Raw genomic sequence first — 17,944 nt, 5'->3', positions numbered from 1 at the left:
GGCAGGAAATTTTGAATCTAAATCTCAGCTACAGGGCTTTGTGAATGAACATTTCGCTCAATATGATGATTTAAGATTAATGTATGGTTTTGAAGATATCAGTTTTGCATCTTTAGCCAACTCTGAAATTGAGCATATTTTTGCAGATGTTGTTGATAAAAACGCCAATAATTCTTTTGTTTTCCAAAAAAAGGAAATCAATTCACAATATTCTTTGGATCAGGCTGAAACGGAATCTAAAACTGCGAGTAAATCTAAGTTGCATTATCTGACGACTTATGTTTACGAAGGATAAAAAAACTTTCTGCTTAAAAATAAACTCAAAATTTTTAACATTAAGAATCTTCAGAAAATAAGAACGATTCTTAATGAATTATCGAAGAGAATCTTAAAAAATTCTATTAGTATTTGTTCTTAAAACTTTAATCTCCTTAATGTTTAAAAAACATAAATTTATTAAAACATTTGCCCTGAAAAATAATAAAACGTACCTTTTCTCTCTGAAACGGTACGTTTTTCTTTTAAAACCAATTCATGGCAAAACCATTCACAAGAGCACTGAGTATTTTCGGGATTTACAGACAACTTAAACCTTTCATTAAGCCGTATCGGCTGATGATTTATGGAACCTTGTTTCTTACTTTTTTAGGAGCAATCACGGCTCAGGTCAACGCAGTGGTTTTAAAATATACTGTTGACGAAGTTGAGAAATTAACCAAACTTCCCAATCCGATGTCGCAGGGAATTCATGTGCTTTTGGTGATTTCTGCAATACTTTTAGGAAAAGAGATTGCTAATATTTTCATTAGTTTCGGGCAGAAATTTTATGGTGAGAAAATAAGAATTAATGTTAGTTCGGTTTTAGCGCAATCAGCAATTGATAAAATTTTGACCTACAAAGTTGCCTATTTCAGTGATGAAAACCATGCTTCAGGAAAATTACAAACCAGAATCGACCGTGGAATTGAAAGTTTGACCAAGCTCGTTCAAAATTTTTTTATAGATATTTTGCCGATGTTCTCTAATGCTATTATTGCTTTGGTCATTATGTACATGCAGAATGTGTATGTAGGTTTGGTTTCTACAATTATTGTCCCGATTTATTTTTATGTAACCTCAATGCAGGCGAAAAAATTGGGTGGTGTAAGAAGGCAGCTTCGAAATCAACGCGAGCAGAAAACTTCGGGATTATTGAATTTAATCAATTCAATATTGGTAATTAAAAGTTTCGTTAGGGAAAAATTTGAAGGTAAAAAGCAATTTGATCTTCAGATGCAACTGATGGAAAGCCAAATGTACACCCGGAAAACCAGTTTTATCTACGAAGGTTTAAAAACATTCATCGAGCAGATTGGTGTCGTTCTGATTATTTTGCTGACGGTTTATTTAGTACTGAATCAGCAAATGACAATTGGTGCAATAATGCTCCATATTATGTTATTTAATAACGTTTCGTCACCCATACGACAGCTTCACAGAATTTATGATGATATGAATGATGCGATGATTTATGCCGAAGGTTATTTTGAAATTTTAAATGCTGACGAAGAAGCAGAGCCCAACGGAACTGTAAAGCAAACCAAAACTTCTGAAAATTTTGAACTAAAAAACGTCAATTTCACCTATCCAAACGGAACGCAGGCTTTGCATCAAGTCTCAATGACCATTGAAAATGGAAAAACGACAGCTTTGGTTGGCTTAAGTGGTGCCGGAAAATCTACAATTATTAACCTTTTATGCAAATTTTATCTTCCGAATGATGGTGAAATTTTATTGGATGGAATCAATCTCAATCAGTATGATAATGCCTATCTGCGAAATGATGTAGGTCTGGTTTTACAGAAAAATCATATTTTTCAGGGGAGTATTGAAGACAACATCCGCTATGGAAATATGAACGCTAGCTTTCAGGAAATCGAAGAAGCTGCCAAAAAAGCGTATCTCCACGAACAAATTTTAGATCTTCCTGAAAAATATCAACATGATGCAACTCAACTTTCTGGAGGACAACAGCAGAGAATTGCCATCGCAAGATTATTCCTGAAAAATCCACCGATTATTTTTCTGGATGAACCAACAGCAAGTTTGGATGCGATTGCAACTGAACAGATTAAAAACTCTCTGGATGCTATCAAAGAAGGAAGAACGGTAGTTATTATTTCGCATTCGCTTTCGCAGATTTTAGATTCAGATAAAATTTATGTCATGAAAAAAGGACACGTCGTGGAAAGCGGAACGCATGATGAACTAGTACAAATGAATGGAACTTATAGAGAAATTTTTGATGCCTCGGCAAGAAGTTTGAATTTGGATAAACTGATGAATACGTTTAAAGATAATTAATTTAGTAATTAAGACTTAGTAATTAATTTTACTAAAACACTAAAACACTAAAACACTAAAACACTAAAACACTAAAACACTCGAACTCTCACACTCAATGAACGATCACTACCTCAAAAAACTCGACCGCGTCACTGCCATTCTCACCCAATTACAATCAAAACCGATTGTAAGAGCACAAGATTTGGCCGAAAAATTTGAAGTAAGCATAAGAACGATTTACCGTGATGTAAAAACATTGGAAAACGCAGGAATTCCCATTGTTGGGGAAGCGGGAAGCGGTTATTCTTTGATGGATGGCTACAAACTTCCACCTGTAATGTTTACCAAAGAAGAAGTTTTAAGTTTCATTACTGCTGAAAAACTGATGCAGAAATTTTCACATGAAAGTTTGGGAAATCATTATAAAACGGCAATGGAAAAACTGCGGTCGGTATTAAGAAATTCAGATAAAAATTTAATTCAGAATATTGAAAATCAGATTGATATTTTTGATTATAGTCCAAAATCTGATGATTCTATCAAAAATGTTATCCCGATTATTCTTGAAAGTATTGCCGAGAAAAAACAGCTTTCTATTGAATATCAAAGTGTTGGTGCACAGGTTTCAAATCGTACCATTGAAGCCATTGGAATTTTTTACGAATTTACCTATTGGTACATCATGGCTTTTTGTACGTTAAGAAAAGATTTCAGACAGTTCAGAGTCGACAGAATTTTGAAAATTTCAAAAACAGAAGTTTCTTTTTCACAGGAATACGGAAAAATCAATGACCATCGAAGAATAACCTCAAAAACCACCACCAAAGTAAAATTGCTGGTCGATAAAAAAATAATGGGATATTTAATCAATTCTAAAAGCTATTATGGATTGATTGAAGAAAAAGAAACTGATCAAGGCATTGAAATGACCTTCGAAACCGAGTGGATTGATGAAGGATTTCCACGCTGGCTGATTACTTTCGCAGATTACGCAACAATATTGGAACCTGAATTATTAAAAACTAAAATGAAAAATTTAATTACTAAAATTGCAAAAGATTTTAAATAAATGAAGACCCTATTTTTACGAAGCTTACTTTTAATTTCACTTACTACTTCTATTTCCACTTCTGCGTGTTCAGCATTTTTACTGAAAGGAAAAGATTACTGCGTGATTGGTTTTAATGAAAACTGGAAAACGATGCCCGGAATGATTGTCGTTAATAAACGAAATGTTCAGAAAAGAAATATCAGCTGGGAAAATCTAACGACCGACAATTTAAATTCAAAAAAAGAATGGAATTCAAAGTATGGTTCGGTTACTTTTAACCTTTTAGGGTGTGATTTTCCTTGTTATGGAGTCAATGAAAAAGGACTTTTTCTAGTTGAATTATATCTTGAAGAAACCACAAAAGTTTTTAATCCTAAACAGTCGAATATGTTTTGGGCACAGTGGATTCAATATCAACTGGATAATTACAAAACAGTAAAAGAAGTTGTGGATCATTTGAATGACGGTCCGAATATCGATTGGTGGCCAAATGCAGCGGGAAGCCATTTTTTTGTTACAGATGCCAAAGGAAATACGGCAACTATTGCTTTACTTGACGGCAAATATAAAGTGCTTACCGATAAAGAAATGCCGATGCCACTTTTATGCAACAATCAGTACAGAAAAGATTTTCAAAGTGCTCAAAAATTTGATTTTATGGGAGGAAAAGAAAAGTTTGATTTTGCGCAACAGGGAAAATGGGAAGACCGTTACAATCGTGCCTATTATATGCTACAAAATTATCAATACGACCAAAAACCGGTAGCGTATGCCTGGAATATTTTAAATTCAATTCATGCGGGAGAATGGCAAACCGTGATTGATGTAAAAAATATGAATCTCACTTTTCGTTCAGACCTTAAAAAAGAAGTGAAAACCATTGATCTTAAAAAACTTGATTTTTCTAAAAATACTGAAGTGAAATTTTTAGATATTCATACCGATCATTTGGGTGAGGTTAATAAAGATTTTCAGGTTTTAACTTTAAATAAAAACAACGAATATGTTGAAAAAGGATTTCCGATTGGCTATGACAACAAAGAATTCGGAACTTCTGATATTTTTATTAAACTGAAAGAAAATATCAGGAAATTCTTTCAATCTGTATTACCTGACTAGATTTTTCAATTCGTCAATTTAAGTATTTTTCATAGCGTAGAAAAATGTATCGAGAATCAGTGAAACACTAACAGCCATTTAATCAAAAACTTCTCGATACGATTTTTTGCAAAATTTACACGAAATGACGGTAGTGTAAACTTAAAAAAAGCTTTCAGAGAATTTCTGAAAGCTTTAAAAATTCATTAAAGGCTAAATCTTTCCCAGAAGAAAGGCGGCTCAATTCCTAGAGCTCTTAAATAGACAAATCCCTGTCCACGGTGATGCACTTCATTATCCACAAAATAAAGAATATTCTGATATACAGGAAATTCGTACTGACCGAACAAGTTAAAAGTTTCCTGAAATCTTTCCTCTGAAATCTGATTAAAATAATGGTTGATCACTTCCGTTTCAGAATCCCATTTCGCTAAAATTTCTTCTTTCGTTTTCGGTTGAAAAGCTTCTTCAGAAAACTCTTCGATTTGTGTTTCAACGATTCCTTTCAATGCAGGACCAGCAATGCTGATTAGTTCAACTGCTAATTTTGCAAAAGGTCTCATTCCTCCAATTGAAAACTCGAATAATTCTTTTTCAGGGAACATTTCAATCACTCTTCTTGTCAGGTTTCTGTGTCCTTGCCAATGCTCTAATAGTTGTGCTGAAGAGATAAACTGTGTCGTTGCAGTTGCTGTAGTTGTCATAATTTTTGTTTTAAGTTGTTAATCTTATGACAAAGATAATTCGGGTTGATGACAACAGTTTGTCAGTAGGATTTTTGATGTTTAAAAATTATTTTAATTTTTTTCAAATAATTAAATATTTCTCACGTTAGATGGATATCCGATACACAAATGTTTCAATTGTAAATATGTAGAGGTAGATAAATAATTTTGAATGAGGCCAATCTTTCGGGGTTGGTCTTTTTTATTTTATTAAATTTTTAGGAGCTTAATCCGGCTATCCGCTGTATCTTTTTTTTTCAAAAAAAGGATGCCGCTTCTATCCGGGCTAGGAATTCAGTTTTTTTTCCAGAACATTTGTGTTTTCATTTTTTCCTCTTTGTAAAAAAAACTAATTTAGTAACATGAAAAGCCTTGATTGATGGGCATTCAGAAACCAAGATAATTTACCTATGAAAATATATACCAAGACAGGAGATAAAGGACAAACCGCTTTGTACGGCGGCACGAGAGTTTCAAAAGCCAGCGCACGAGTAGAAAGCTACGGAAATATTGATGAACTCAATTCCTTTATCGGAATTTCAAAGAGTCATATTACGGACGATGAAGTTTTAAAACAACTGAAAAAAATTCAGTTTGACTTATTTACAGTCGGTTCTGAAGCAGCAACTCCGGTTGATAAACTGATGTTAGCGAATGGGAAATCACGTCTTCCTTTAATTATTTCTGACACCGAAATTGAAGAACTGGAAAACTGGATGGATGCTTTTGAAGAAAAATTAGAACCATTACAATATTTCATCCTTCCGGGTGGAGGAAGATCAGCCACTTTTTTACATGCTGCGAGAACGATTTGCAGAAGAGCAGAACGCTCATTGGTTTTCTTAAATGAATCTGAAGAAGTACGGCCAGAATTGATAAAATATCTTAACAGACTTTCAGACTATCTGTTTGTTTTGGCAAGATATATATCAAAAATCAACAACGAACCGGAAGAATATTGGAATCCGAACGAGAGATAAAATGAAAAAAATATTTCTACTATTCATACTTTTATTTTCTCACTCTGTTTTTTCTCAGGATATTACGGTTTATCTTGATGAAGGAGATGAATTGATCTCTAAAAATAAATTTTCTGAAGCTGAAAATACTTTTAGAAAAGGTTTGAAAGAAAGTCCCGAAAATCCGATTTTAAAATCACAATTGGCTTTGACGTTGATCAATCAGGATAAGAATGATGAAGCGGAAAAAGTTATTACCGAAATTTTGACTATTCAACCTGAATTTACTGCTGCACTTTGGTATGGCGGAATCAATAATTTTAATAAAAAAGTACCGGATTTTAGAAAAGCAATTTCTTATTTTGAGAAAGCCTATCCTGTGATTGATGTAAATTCCTCACAATATTTTGCGGTAAATTATTACATCGGAAGATCTTACAGGAAGCTGTTGTACAGAGAAGGTTTAACGTATCATGAAGTCGACAGAATGCTCGAAACCTACAAGAAATACATAGAATTGCAGCCCAATGCCGAAGACATCATCGACGCAAAAAGTTTTGTAAAAAAAGTGGAAGAAAAAAGACCCGGTAAAAATGTAGGGAAATGGATCATCACAACAGAGCAAAACGTTGAAGAATTAATCAATAAAACAACAGCTCAATGACAAAAGTTTTATTATTCATCAACGGCGATGCTCCGAAATCATTTCCTGATCCTGAAAATTATGATTTGATTGCCTGTACTGACGGTGCATTTCATTATCTTAAAAATCTAAATTTCCCTTTAGAAAAACTGGATTTTATCTCTGGCGACTTTGATTCACATTCGGGAGTTGATGAAAATGTATATGAAGATAAATTTATTTACACTCCTGATCAGGAAAAGACCGATTTTCATAAAGCTTTAGAGATTATTGCAGAAAAAGGCTTTAAAAATATTGATGTTTTTGGGGGAAGTGGAGGAGAACAGGATCATTTTTTAGGAAATCTCACCGTTGCTTACACCTTTAAAGAAAATTTAAACATAAAATTTTATGACGAGTTTTCTGAATATTTTTTTATTCCTAAAACTTTTGTCTTGAAAGATGTAAAAAATAAACTCGTTTCACTATACCCTTTTCCAACTGTTGAAAAAGTTACAACAAAAGGTCTAAATTGGGCTTTAAATGATGAAAATCTGAGCATTACCTCAAGAATCGGAACGAGAAATTTTGCAATTAAAGAGAATGTTTCGATTGAATATCAAAGAGGAGATTTGCTGGTATTTGTCGGTCGAAATTATCTCTGATTTTTACATAGAAAATAACGATTTCAGTAATATAAAATCTGTGAAAACTTTAAGAAAATTTAAAACTAAAAAATCAAACTTTTTTAGCAATTTTGCATTCTTAATTCACTTGTCAAAAAATGAAAATAAAATACTCGGAACTTATTGATCAGACATTGTATTTTCCAACGGAAGAATTCAATGTTTCTGAGAACAATTTGTCTTTTCACGATATTCCTTTGATGGAAGTTGTTGAGAAGTTTGGAACGCCTCTTAAGGTAAGTTACCTCCCGAAGATTTCTCAAAATATTCAAAAAGCAAAAGGCTGGTTCAAGGAAGCTTTTGAGAAAATCGATTACAAAAAAAACTACAGATACTGTTACTGTACAAAATCCAGCCATTTCAAATTTGTGATTGAAGAAGCTTTGAAGAACGATATTTCTATCGAAACGTCTTCGGCTTACGACATGGATATTGTGAAATCGCTTTACAACGAAGGTAAAGTGACCAAAGATATTGAAGTGATCTGCAACGGTTTTAAAACTGACGATTATCTGGCGAAAATTTCAGATATGATCAACAGTGGTTTTGAAAACATTACTCCGATTTTGGATAATTACCGTGAGCTTGATAAATTAACGGAAAGCATCGATACCACTTTTGACATCGGAATCAGAATCGCTTCAGAGGAAGAGCCTAAATTTGAATTCTATACCTCAAGATTAGGAATCGGATACAAAGATATTATCCCATATTACAGCCAGAAAATTGCAGAACACCCGAATGCAAGACTGAAAATGCTTCACTTTTTCATCAATACCGGAATTAAAGACACGGCGTATTACTGGAATGAACTGTACAAATGTCTTCGAGTTTACGCACGTTTGAAGAAAATTGCTCCCGAAGTAAATTCATTGAACATCGGTGGTGGTTTTCCAATCAAAACTTCTTTGAATTTCGATTACGATTATCAATACATGGTAGAGGAAATCGTTTCTCAGATTAAAAAATTCTGTGAAGAGGAAGGAGTAGAAGAACCAAATATTTACACTGAATTCGGAAGCTTTACAGTAGGAGAAAGTGGCGCCAATTTATATAAAATCATTTCTCAGAAGCGTCAGAACGACAGAGAAAAATGGAACATGATCGATTCATCTTTCATGACTACACTTCCTGATACCTGGGCGATTTCCAGACACTTCATTATGCTTCCGTTAAACCGTTGGGAAGATTCTTACGAAAGAGTTTTCTTGGGCGGTTTGACTTGTGATTCTGATGATTATTATAATTCTGAACAGCATACGAACGCAATTTATTTGCCTGTTTTCAGCGATACAAAACCGTTATACATAGGTTTTTTCCATACCGGAGCATATCAGGAAACCATCGGAGGTTACGGCGGAGTTCATCACTGTTTGATGCCTCAGCCGAGACATATCCTGATTCAGAAAGATGAAAATGGAGAATTCCAATATGAAATCTTTAGAGAAAGACAGGAACCTGAAGATATTTTGAAGATATTGGGTTACTAAGTCATTCAATAGGAATGGGCTTTAGCCCGTTTTCATAAAATAAAAAATCAATTGGCTTTAGCCTAAACTTACAAAAGCAGCTCTCAGTTTTTTGAGAGCTGCTTTTTATTTAAAAGAATTTCGAAATCTTGCCAACTTCCAACTCAGAATAATCTGAAACGATAATATTCGCCAAACTGTAGTCCTGATTATGAGTATGCAGACTTTTATACGCTGCACAGAAAATATTGGCACGATTTGCCGCCAATATTCCGTTGGTAGAATCTTCAATGACCATACAGTTTTCAGTAGGTTCGTTTGCCATTTCAGCAGCCTTAATGAAAATCTCAGGATGAGGTTTTGATTCTTTCAAATCGGCACCGCTGATTTTTCCACTAAAATATTTTTCAAGTTCAAATTTTTCAAAAACCATGTTGATGGTCGTCATTGTTGCGGAAGATGCGAGAATCAGAGTAACTCCGTTTTCATAATAATGCTCGATAAGTTTTCTGACGCCGAGAATTAAATCAAACTCTTCATCATGATAGAAGTAATCTTTGAAGTGTGCTCTCTTGATGCCTGCAATCTCTTCAAAGGTTTGAGAAAGATTGAATTGATGAATTAACGTGTCACAAACTCTCTTCGTTGAAGCACCTGTGAACGATGTGTAAAGTTCTTCCGAAACCTCAATTCCCAATTGATTAAATGTTTTGAAATATGCTTTTCTGTGCAAAGGTTCTGTATCTACAATAACGCCATCCATATCGAACAGCACAGCTTTTAAGGACATGTATTGAATTTTTGACAAAGGTAGGGAAAATTGATTGGAAGCTTTAACCGAAAAAGAAACAAAAGATTCAACTGGAATATAAGATTATTAAAAGGAAGCAAAATAAGAGTATTACATTTTGCAAACTTCTGTAATTCTCTATTCCCAATCATTTCTTTTGTTCCTTTTGCGGTAAAAATCAGCAGTTCGCTTTCTTTTCATGTAATCAATAAACTACTTATCAATTAAATTAAATAAAAATTCCACACGAAACGGATTTTTTCTTTCGGTTTTTCTTTGGAAATTTGTGATACAAAACAAAATGTAAATGTCCACACAAGACGAAATAGATTATCAGAGAATTGCCAAAGCAATCCACTATATCCAAAGCAATTTTAAACTTCAACCCAATTTGGATGAAGTTGCTGAAAAGGCCAATTTGAGTCCGGCACATTTTCAGAAGATATTTACAGATTGGGCAGGAACAAGTCCAAAGAAATTTTTGCAGTTTATCAGCCTCGAGCATGCGAAAAGTTTATTAAAAGAAGAAAAAGCTACGTTGTTTGATGCAACTTTAGAGACAGGACTTTCAAGTACGAGCAGATTGCACGATTTGTTTGTGAAGATTGAAGGAATGTCACCTGCAGAGTATAAAAACGGCGGTAAAAATTTAAAGATCAGTTACAGTTTTTCTGAAAGCCCATTTGGAAAAATAATCACAGCTTCCACAGAAAAAGGAATCTGTTATATGGCTTTCGAAGAAGATAAAGAAAATGCATTGAGAGATTTACAAAATAAATTTCCCAATGCATCTTTTATGGAAAAGGAAGATGAATTTCAACAGAATGCTTTGTCAATTTTTAATAAAGACTGGACGAAACTCAACACGATAAAACTTCATTTAGAAGGGACCGATTTCCAGCTCAAAGTCTGGGAAAGCTTACTGAAAATTCCACTTGGAAAATTATCAACCTACGGAAATTTAGCGAATGAAATTGGAAATCCAAAAGCTTCAAGAGCAGTTGGAACGGCAATCGGAAGTAATCCTGTTGCATTTTTAATTCCTTGTCACAGAGTGATACAATCTTCGGGAAAAATTGGAGGTTATATGTGGGGAAGTGACAGAAAACAATTGATCATTGGTTGGGAAAGTGCGAAAATTTATTCTGATGATTCTGTTTTACTTTAAATAATTTTCTCCCGCAGATCACACAGATTTTCACAGATTTTTTGTGCTTATTCGTGAAAATATTTGTGCGATTTGTCTTTCAATATTTAATCTAAATAATAAATAAAACTGATGAATCTATTTGAAGAAATGCACGATTTTCCCATTAATATTCTTCCTAAAGATGGAAGAGTTGAGTATTACGGAAAGATCTTTTCTGATGCTGAATGTGGAAAATATTATCAATATTTATTCAATAACATTCTCTGGGAAAATGACGAGGCTGTGATTTTTGGAAAACTGATTATCACCAAAAGAAAAGTTGCTTGGTTTGGTGAAAAACAATTTGAATACACCTATTCCAATCGAACAAAATATGCTAAACTCTGGACTCCTGAACTATTGGCTTTAAAACAAAAGTGTGAAGAAGTTTCCGGCGAAACTTACAATTCATGCCTTCTGAATTTATACCACGATGGAAGCGAAGGAATGGCCTATCACAGCGACGGCGAAAAAGATTTAAAGAAACATGGAGCGATTGCTTCTCTCACTTTCGGAGCGGAACGCAAATTTTCTTTTAAACATAAATTCTCCAAAGAAAGAATTGATTTGATGCTTGAAAACGGAAGTTTACTCGTGATGAAAGGGACAACTCAGGAAAACTGGTTGCACAGACTTCCGCCAACCAAAAAAGCGATAACTCCAAGAGTAAATTTGACTTTCAGAACTATTGAAGAATGAATTTTAAACATAAGAATATATTAAATATAAAGTTTGCCATTCCGAAGGAATCTAAGCAATAGTATTAAAATTTAATCTCTAATAATTGCGTCGAGATTCCTACAGAATAACAAACTAAATGTTTATTTTATCTCGCAAATAGAGCAAATTTAGCAGATAGCTATTTTGAAAATCTGCGTCATCAGCAAAATCAGCGAGAGAAAAAATAAAAAAGCTGTTCAAATCGAACAGCTTTAAAATTTATTTCAAAACCTCAACCTCAATCGCAGAATCTTCAAAAACTTTAATAAACGCTTTAGTATAATCTTCCTTAGAAGCCATATTCGGATTGTCTAAAAATTTCTGTGGATTCACCGAGAAAAGTGGAAACCATGTTGACGAAATCTGGATTTGTATTTTATGTCCTTTCTTAAACGTATGCACAACATCCTGCAATCTAAAATTCACCGCAGTTTTCTGATTCACAACCAATGCTTCAGGTTTTTCTTTCGAATTTCTGAATCTTGCAGGCATAATTTCGCTTCGTACCATCTGATGATAATTTCCGTAAATCACACCTTCTTTCTTTTCCTTTGGTTTAAAATCTTGTGGATAAACATCAATTAATTTCACTGCAAAATCTGCATCTGTGGAACTTGAAGCGATATTTAATTTAGCTAAAATTTCTCCTGCAAAAGTCATGTCTTCCGTCAAAACTTCTGTTGTGAAAGTCAGAACATCAGGTCTTCCGACTGCAAAACGCTGATCTTCCGACATGTAATTTCTTGGAGTAAATCCGTTAAAATCTTTAAGATTATCCGAACTTAAAACCGGATTGTTTGGGTCGCTGTAATATTCTGAAGCACCTTGTCCGGCGGTGTTTTTTAAAGTTTCATTCGCTAAATAGAAGTTGACTTTCTGAGAATTTTTTGGTGGATATTGCGCAAATTCTTTCCATTCTTTTGCTCCGGTGTCGTACATCATCGCTTCGGGTAAACCTGCGTCCTGCTTAGAGTTTCCTTTTAAATAATGATTGAAAAATTTGGTCTCCAAATTCTTTTGGTAGTATGTGGCAATACTATCACCGAAATAAGTTTGATTATGAAAATGTTTTCCATCTTCACGTCCCCAGCCACCATGAGAAAAAGGTCCCATAACAATCGTATTTTTGGCTTTTGGGCTTGTTTTTTCAATCGTTTTGTAAATATTTAGCGGTCCGAAAAGATCTTCGGCATCGTACCAACCTCCAACTGTCATTACGGCATGATTGATATTTTTAAGATGAGGTAAAAGACTTCTTTTCTGCCAGTATTCATCGTAATTCGGGTGATTCATAATTTCGGTCATGAAGAAGTTGGCTTTGTAATATTTGTCATATCCATCTTTCAAAGTTCCCATATCTCTGTAGAATTTAAGACCGTCTTCTGAAGTAGCTTTAATCATAGAATCTGAATACCAAGCTTTGTTTTCAGCCTTTGTTTTCTGCACTCCGAAAACAGGGAAGGTTCTGAAATAACCCAACATAAATTTTCCGTTATGAAGAAAATCGTCATTCCAAAAATCTGAAATAGGAGCTTGAGGTGAAGATGCAACCAAAGCCGGATGTTGCGCCAAAGTTCCTACAGCGGTGTAAAATCCGGGATATGAAGTTCCGTATTGTCCTACTTTTCCGTTATTGTCTTTGATGTTTTTAATTAACCAATCAATGGTGTCATAAGTATCGGTGCTTTCGTCGACATCTTTTTTTGTTTTACGCTCAACCTGTGGCGTCATGTTGGTAAAAGTTCCTTCACTCATATATCTTCCTCGCACATCCTGAAATACAAAAATGTATTTGTCTTTCATCAAATATTGATTCGGACCGAGTTTGTTTCTGTATTCATTTTCACCATATGGCGCAATGCTGTAGCAGGTTCTCTGCATCAGAAAAGGATATTTTTGCTTTTTCGAAATATCTTTTGGAATATACACCGCAGTGAAAAGTTTTATACCGTCACGCATCGTGATATAAAATTCTTTTTTAGTGAAATTATCTTTGACAAAAGAGTCAGATGGAGTGCTGCTTTGTGCTTTTCCGAAAATAAAAACCAGAATTAATAAAAAAGAAAAAGGAATCTTCATAATTGAAATTTGCGGCTAATTTAAATAAAATTCTTCTTTATATTTGAGATAAATTTTAATATAGATGGCTATATGGCAATATACTTTAATATTAATTCCAATTGATAATTTTGAAGAAAATTACAAAGAGTTTATCAGTCAGATAGAAACTGATTACAGAAAGGAAACGTATTTTTTTTGGAAAAACTTTTATTTAAACAAGAAATTGATTAGTGAGAAGATTGATTATCATATTTCTGAATATAAAAGAGAAACAAAAAATTCGATTTTTTGGAAGGGCAATGTCGAAAAATTTCAAGACAACGATTGCAGTTTGTTTTTTGAAGGAGATAGTATAAAAGAATTTACTATTCGATTCGATATTAGAAATAAGGAAAATACAGAAAAATTCGTTGAATTAATTTTGCAATTAGCAGTTGAGCATAAACTTAAATTGATGAATTTAAAATATCGTTTTTTTGAACCTCAAAAGGAATTACTATTAAAAGATATCATGGATTCTAATGCAAACAAATTTCTGAGCAATCCAGAGGATTTTTTAAAATTACTTACGGGTAATAAATTCTAATAAAAAAACATGGTGAATGCTTTACTTTACTTCTAAAAAAGAAAATGATCAGAATTTCTCCTGATCATTTCTAAATATATAAAGGTTTGGTTTGGTCTTTCCCAGTGCGGTAATGCGACGGAAACTTACAATCAAAATCGTTGCCAAAATTTACTTTTTTAATTAATTTTTTAAAATACTTGTAAATATAATTCGTGAATAAAAAAACACCTCCAAAAGAGGTGTTAGCTATTTATAAATGCGAAATTAAACTTATGCTTTCAAATATCTTGAGTATGCGTAACCTTCCTGCCCGTCAGCAGTTTTTACTTTCCACCAATCGTCAGAAGTTTGCTCCACCAAAGTTACTGAAGAACCTTTTGCAGCTTTGCCAACAATAGCAGCTTCCGTAGAAGGCTCTTGTCTGATGTTCAGGTTAGAGTCTTCTGTTGCAATCGTAAGTGCTGCACCTGCTGCAAGACCTGCAACCTGTACATCGATATTGATATCTGAAGCAGAATAGGTAGAGTCGATTGCTCCTAACGCGTTCCAAACTGCATCTTTTGCTGCAGTATTAGATGCGTTTCCTGAAACATAAAGAATACCGTCTTGCTCCTGAACCTGAAGATTTGAAACTCCCGCAGACTGAGCCGCAGAAACCACACTTGAATATTTATCTTGTAATGTGCTCATCTCTAGTTATTTTACAGTATAGTTAAAGTTTACTTTTCCAACTTTCAAAGCATCTACAGATTCTTTGATTTTTCTAGCTTGTACAGAAGATGCAGTTCCTGTAAGAGTCAATTCTCCATTTACTACTTCTACGTTTACAGATGGGAAATCTTTCAATGCATCTTTCACTTTTTGCTGAACCATAGGATCTACAGCAGCTGTAGTTTCTACCGGTGGTGGAGGTGGAGCTACCTCAGCGATAGTCGCCATATCGTGTACATCTTTTACTCCTTTGATTTCTTTTAGAGATTTGATAGCTGCGTCTTTTTCAGCTTGTGAAGCAAATGTTCCTCCTAAGTGAGCAACACCTTCTTTTACTTCTACTGTTGCAGCAGGGTTAGCAGCAACAATTGTAGTAGCTGAGGTCTGAAGATCAGCATCAGATACTTTCTTTTTACACGAAATAGATCCAAACGATACTGCCAAAGCTAAGGCAGACATTGCGATTGTTTTTTTCATAATTGATTTTATTTAATGTTTTAATTAGACTCAAATGTAATAATAAAATCTATACCATTGATCTAAAAAATAAATAAATATATCAAGGTTTTAATTTAATCGTTTCATTATCTGTATATTAATTTTTTCTCATTGAATTTTAAGTAATTTTAACATAAGTTTAGGCCTCATCAATAAAACCATTATATTTGTGGCTATTGAACTCTATATATGAAAGGACAGAATAAATTATTTATAGCAATTATCATTGCATTGGTTGTGGGCGTTGCAATTGGTGGATTTGTACATATTCAATATCCTGAAAGTGCGATACCATTCTCTCAAAACATTAAACTTTTGGGAACCATTTTCATCAGATTGGTACAGATGATTATTGCGCCATTAGTTTTTACAACTTTGGTGGTTGGAATCGCCAAAATGAGTGATATCAAAATGATCGGAAGAGTAGGTTCTAAAGCGATGCTTTGGTTTATTTCAGCTTCTTTGGTTTCTCTTTTTATCGGTTTGATTTTGGTAAATTGGTTAGAACCGGGACACGTTACTAAGCTTCCTATTCAGGATGCAGCTTCTGCCGATGAGCTTTTAAAATCGAGCAAGGGTTTTTCTCTGGAAGACTTTGTAAAACATATTATTCCTAAAAGTATTTTTGAGGCTTTTGCAACCAATGAAGTTCTTCAGATTGTGGTTTTCTCCATAATGTTTGGAGTTGCTTTAGCAAATTTGGGTGACGAATATGCGCAGCCTGTCATCAAATTATTTGATGTCATTGCTCATGCAATCCTGAAAATGGTAGGATATATCATGTGGTTTGCACCGCTTGGAGTTTTAGGAGCAATCGCTGCTGTTGTTGCTACCAATGGTTTTGAAATATTTAAAGTCTACGCAATTTATCTCAGAGACTTTTTCTTTGCGATCGCAGTGTTGTGGGCTGTACTTTTATTGGTTGGATATCTGATTTTAGGCAAACGTCTTTTTGAATTATTAAGAAGAATAAAATCTCCATTATTAATTGCTTTCTCTACGACGAGTTCTGAAGCTGTTTTTCCTAAATTGGTTGAAGAATTAGAAAGATTCGGATGTAACAATAGAGTAGTGTCGTTTATTTTACCTTTAGGATATTCATTTAATTTGGATGGAAGCATGATGTACATGACTTTTGCATCAATCTTCATCGCTCAGATCTACGGTATTGAAATGTCAGTAGGACAACAAATCACCATGCTTTTAGTTTTGATGCTAACTTCTAAAGGGATTGCCGGAGTTCCGAGAGCTTCTTTGGTCATCATCGTGGCAACCTGTTCTATGTTCGGAATTCCACCGGAAGGAATCGCCTTAATTTTACCGATTGACCATTTCTGCGATATGGCGAGAAGTATGACCAATGTTCTAGGAAATGCTTTAGCAACGTCTGCAGTTTCAAAATGGGAAGGGCAACTAGATAATCACGGTGGAGATATGTAAAATATTAATTTAACTTAAAAAAACGGTCAATAGAGAATTTCTTCTCTGTTGACCGTTTTTTTTATGAAATTTGTATTACTTTGCTGAGTGAAACGCCTTTGCGAACAAAAAATATTTTCAATCATTTAAATAGAAACTTTGCGAACTTGCGTTAAAAATAGATTAAGAACCTATCATTAAATGAATTTACAACAACATAAAAAGACAATTGCTGATAAAGGATTTTCTGTTATCAGCAATGTTTTTTCTACGGAAGAAATTGAAAAAATAAGTGATGTCATTCAAAATATTGACACTTCAAAAGAAACATTCAGAAAATCTGAAGATCTTTTTGCAATCAGACAGTTTTTAAAGGAAATTCCTGAAGTGAAAGATTTGATTTTTAATAAAAATTTAAAAACTATTATTAAAGAAATTTTTGGAGAAAACTATTTTGTAGTAAAAAGCATTTACTTTGATAAACCTGAAAAATCCAATTGGTACGTTGCCTATCATCAGGATTTGACGATTTCGGTTGATAAGAAATTAGAATTGGAAAATTTCGGTCCTTGGACGACCAAACAGAATCAGTTTGCTGTTCAGCCACCTTTAGATATTCTTGAAAATATTTTTACCATAAGAATTCATTTAGACGATACCGATGAAAATAATGGTGCATTAAAAGTAGTTCCGAAATCTCATTCAAAAGGAATTTACAGACCCGAAACAATCGATTGGGATGTTGAAACAGAAACCATCTGCAACGTCAATAAAGGCGGAGTAATGATTATGAAGCCGCTTCTTCTTCACGGTTCAAACCGAACAACAAATGGTAAAAAGAGAAGAGTGATTCATATTGAGTTTTCAGATAGAGAATTGCCGGATGAGTTGCAGTGGTCGGAAAGAATGAATTAATATTGCTCATGATTAGTAATAAAATGTAAGTTTTAAAGTGTGTTTGTCATTCCGGAGGAATCTCTACGTTGTAATTTAAATATAAACGTTGTTGAGATTCCTGCGGAATGACAAACTATGCGTTCATTATTACTCTAA

Annotated in this window: 17 protein-coding genes; 12 read left to right on the top strand and 5 right to left on the bottom strand. The window is 33.8% G+C overall.

Going from position 1 to position 17,944, the window contains the following annotated elements; translation table 11 throughout:
- Positions 1-615: 615 nt before the first annotated feature.
- From LNP04_RS06130 to LNP04_RS06120, 3 genes are all read left to right on the top strand, one after another.
- The gene (locus tag LNP04_RS06130; protein WP_229986276.1) at positions 616-2,343 is read left to right on the top strand and encodes an ABC transporter ATP-binding protein; all 1,728 of its coding nucleotides are present in this window, start codon (positions 616-618) and stop codon (positions 2,341-2,343) included.
- Positions 2,344-2,440: 97 nt separating this feature from the next.
- On the top strand, positions 2,441-3,394 hold the full coding sequence (locus tag LNP04_RS06125) for a YafY family protein (RefSeq protein WP_229985674.1): 954 nt from the start codon (positions 2,441-2,443) through the stop codon (positions 3,392-3,394).
- The gene (locus LNP04_RS06120; RefSeq protein ID WP_229985673.1) at positions 3,395-4,495 is read left to right on the top strand and encodes a linear amide C-N hydrolase; all 1,101 of its coding nucleotides are present in this window, start codon (positions 3,395-3,397) and stop codon (positions 4,493-4,495) included.
- A 185-nt stretch (positions 4,496-4,680) separates the two neighbouring features.
- On the opposite strand, the gene LNP04_RS06115 is transcribed toward LNP04_RS06120, so the two are convergent.
- A complete protein-coding gene (locus LNP04_RS06115; RefSeq protein ID WP_229985672.1) occupies positions 4,681-5,178 on the bottom strand; it encodes a DinB family protein in 498 nt (165 codons plus the stop codon).
- 431 nt (positions 5,179-5,609) lie between these two features.
- On the opposite strand from LNP04_RS06115, the gene LNP04_RS06110 reads away from it, so the two are divergent.
- The 4 genes from LNP04_RS06110 to LNP04_RS06095 all read left to right on the top strand — a co-directional run bounded on the left by LNP04_RS06110 (position 5,610) and on the right by LNP04_RS06095 (position 8,956).
- Positions 5,610-6,179, top strand: a complete 570-nt coding sequence (locus LNP04_RS06110) for a cob(I)yrinic acid a,c-diamide adenosyltransferase (RefSeq protein ID WP_229985671.1) — start codon at positions 5,610-5,612, stop codon at positions 6,177-6,179.
- Between the two features lies 1 nt (position 6,180).
- Positions 6,181-6,822, top strand: coding sequence for a tetratricopeptide repeat protein (locus LNP04_RS06105; RefSeq protein WP_229985670.1), 642 nt, complete (start codon positions 6,181-6,183; stop codon positions 6,820-6,822).
- Positions 6,819-7,445, top strand: coding sequence for a thiamine diphosphokinase (locus LNP04_RS06100; RefSeq protein WP_229985669.1), 627 nt, complete (start codon positions 6,819-6,821; stop codon positions 7,443-7,445). The genes LNP04_RS06105 and LNP04_RS06100 overlap by 4 nt, the downstream gene beginning before the upstream one ends.
- A 119-nt stretch (positions 7,446-7,564) precedes the next feature.
- Positions 7,565-8,956, top strand: coding sequence for a decarboxylase (locus tag LNP04_RS06095; RefSeq protein ID WP_047442472.1), 1,392 nt, complete (start codon positions 7,565-7,567; stop codon positions 8,954-8,956).
- 109 nt (positions 8,957-9,065) lie between these two features.
- On the opposite strand, the gene LNP04_RS06090 is transcribed toward LNP04_RS06095, so the two are convergent.
- The gene (locus LNP04_RS06090; RefSeq protein WP_229985668.1) at positions 9,066-9,725 is read right to left on the bottom strand and encodes an HAD family phosphatase; all 660 of its coding nucleotides are present in this window, start codon (positions 9,723-9,725) and stop codon (positions 9,066-9,068) included.
- A gap of 307 nt (positions 9,726-10,032) precedes the next feature.
- Here LNP04_RS06090 and LNP04_RS06085 point away from each other — a divergent pair, with 307 nt between their 5' ends.
- Together LNP04_RS06085 and LNP04_RS06080 are read left to right on the top strand one after the other, a co-directional pair.
- Positions 10,033-10,893, top strand: coding sequence for a methylated-DNA--[protein]-cysteine S-methyltransferase (locus tag LNP04_RS06085; protein WP_229985667.1), 861 nt, complete (start codon positions 10,033-10,035; stop codon positions 10,891-10,893).
- 111 nt (positions 10,894-11,004) lie between these two features.
- Positions 11,005-11,613 carry an alpha-ketoglutarate-dependent dioxygenase AlkB gene (locus tag LNP04_RS06080; RefSeq protein WP_229985666.1) on the top strand — a complete coding sequence of 203 codons (609 nt, stop codon included), beginning with the start codon at positions 11,005-11,007 and terminating at the stop codon, positions 11,611-11,613.
- A gap of 240 nt (positions 11,614-11,853) precedes the next feature.
- Here LNP04_RS06080 and LNP04_RS06075 read toward each other — a convergent pair whose 3' ends face one another.
- Positions 11,854-13,713, bottom strand: coding sequence for a CocE/NonD family hydrolase (locus LNP04_RS06075; protein WP_229985665.1), 1,860 nt, complete (start codon positions 13,711-13,713; stop codon positions 11,854-11,856).
- Positions 13,714-13,777: 64 nt separating this feature from the next.
- On the opposite strand from LNP04_RS06075, the gene LNP04_RS06070 reads away from it, so the two are divergent.
- The gene (locus LNP04_RS06070; RefSeq protein ID WP_229985664.1) at positions 13,778-14,281 is read left to right on the top strand and encodes a hypothetical protein; all 504 of its coding nucleotides are present in this window, start codon (positions 13,778-13,780) and stop codon (positions 14,279-14,281) included.
- A gap of 252 nt (positions 14,282-14,533) precedes the next feature.
- Here the strand turns inward: LNP04_RS06070 and LNP04_RS06065 are convergent, their stop codons facing one another.
- Positions 14,534-14,953, bottom strand: coding sequence for an SH3 domain-containing protein (locus tag LNP04_RS06065; protein WP_229985663.1), 420 nt, complete (start codon positions 14,951-14,953; stop codon positions 14,534-14,536).
- A 6-nt stretch (positions 14,954-14,959) separates the two neighbouring features.
- On the bottom strand, positions 14,960-15,451 hold the full coding sequence (locus LNP04_RS06060) for a BON domain-containing protein (RefSeq protein WP_229985662.1): 492 nt from the start codon (positions 15,449-15,451) through the stop codon (positions 14,960-14,962).
- 210 nt (positions 15,452-15,661) lie between these two features.
- Here LNP04_RS06060 and LNP04_RS06055 point away from each other — a divergent pair, with 210 nt between their 5' ends.
- Positions 15,662-16,912: a dicarboxylate/amino acid:cation symporter gene (locus LNP04_RS06055; protein WP_229985661.1), complete on the top strand. Its 1,251-nt coding sequence runs from the start codon at positions 15,662-15,664 to the stop codon at positions 16,910-16,912.
- 180 nt (positions 16,913-17,092) lie between these two features.
- Positions 17,093-17,806: a phytanoyl-CoA dioxygenase family protein gene (locus LNP04_RS06050; protein WP_229985660.1), complete on the top strand. Its 714-nt coding sequence runs from the start codon at positions 17,093-17,095 to the stop codon at positions 17,804-17,806.
- Positions 17,807-17,944: the final 138 nt, after the last annotated feature.

It is taken from the genome of Chryseobacterium sp. C-71, assembly GCF_020911865.1.
Lineage (GTDB): Bacteria > Bacteroidota > Bacteroidia > Flavobacteriales > Weeksellaceae > Chryseobacterium.
This window is presented reverse-complemented; position numbering and strand designations above follow the sequence as displayed.

Excerpts from the sequence above, each read along its gene's own strand:
- LNP04_RS06130 (WP_229986276.1), top strand. The coding sequence starts at position 616 with ATGATTTATGGAACCTTGTTTCTTACTTTTTTAGGAGCAATCACGGCT.
- LNP04_RS06055 (WP_229985661.1), top strand. The coding sequence starts at position 15,662 with ATGAAAGGACAGAATAAATTATTTATAGCAATTATCATTGCATTGGTT.
- LNP04_RS06085 (WP_229985667.1), top strand. The coding sequence starts at position 10,033 with ATGTCCACACAAGACGAAATAGATTATCAGAGAATTGCCAAAGCAATC.
- LNP04_RS06115 (WP_229985672.1), bottom strand. The coding sequence starts at position 5,178 with ATGACAACTACAGCAACTGCAACGACACAGTTTATCTCTTCAGCACAA.
- LNP04_RS06070 (WP_229985664.1), top strand. The coding sequence starts at position 13,778 with ATGGCTATATGGCAATATACTTTAATATTAATTCCAATTGATAATTTT.
- LNP04_RS06125 (WP_229985674.1), top strand. The coding sequence starts at position 2,441 with ATGAACGATCACTACCTCAAAAAACTCGACCGCGTCACTGCCATTCTC.
- LNP04_RS06095 (WP_047442472.1), top strand. The coding sequence starts at position 7,565 with ATGAAAATAAAATACTCGGAACTTATTGATCAGACATTGTATTTTCCA.
- LNP04_RS06060 (WP_229985662.1), bottom strand. The coding sequence starts at position 15,451 with ATGAAAAAAACAATCGCAATGTCTGCCTTAGCTTTGGCAGTATCGTTT.
- LNP04_RS06105 (WP_229985670.1), top strand. The coding sequence starts at position 6,181 with ATGAAAAAAATATTTCTACTATTCATACTTTTATTTTCTCACTCTGTT.
- LNP04_RS06080 (WP_229985666.1), top strand. The coding sequence starts at position 11,005 with ATGAATCTATTTGAAGAAATGCACGATTTTCCCATTAATATTCTTCCT.
- LNP04_RS06090 (WP_229985668.1), bottom strand. The coding sequence starts at position 9,725 with ATGTCCTTAAAAGCTGTGCTGTTCGATATGGATGGCGTTATTGTAGAT.
- LNP04_RS06075 (WP_229985665.1), bottom strand. The coding sequence starts at position 13,713 with ATGAAGATTCCTTTTTCTTTTTTATTAATTCTGGTTTTTATTTTCGGA.
- LNP04_RS06110 (WP_229985671.1), top strand. The coding sequence starts at position 5,610 with ATGAAAATATATACCAAGACAGGAGATAAAGGACAAACCGCTTTGTAC.
- LNP04_RS06050 (WP_229985660.1), top strand. The coding sequence starts at position 17,093 with ATGAATTTACAACAACATAAAAAGACAATTGCTGATAAAGGATTTTCT.
- LNP04_RS06100 (WP_229985669.1), top strand. The coding sequence starts at position 6,819 with ATGACAAAAGTTTTATTATTCATCAACGGCGATGCTCCGAAATCATTT.
- LNP04_RS06120 (WP_229985673.1), top strand. The coding sequence starts at position 3,395 with ATGAAGACCCTATTTTTACGAAGCTTACTTTTAATTTCACTTACTACT.
- LNP04_RS06065 (WP_229985663.1), bottom strand. The coding sequence starts at position 14,953 with ATGAGCACATTACAAGATAAATATTCAAGTGTGGTTTCTGCGGCTCAG.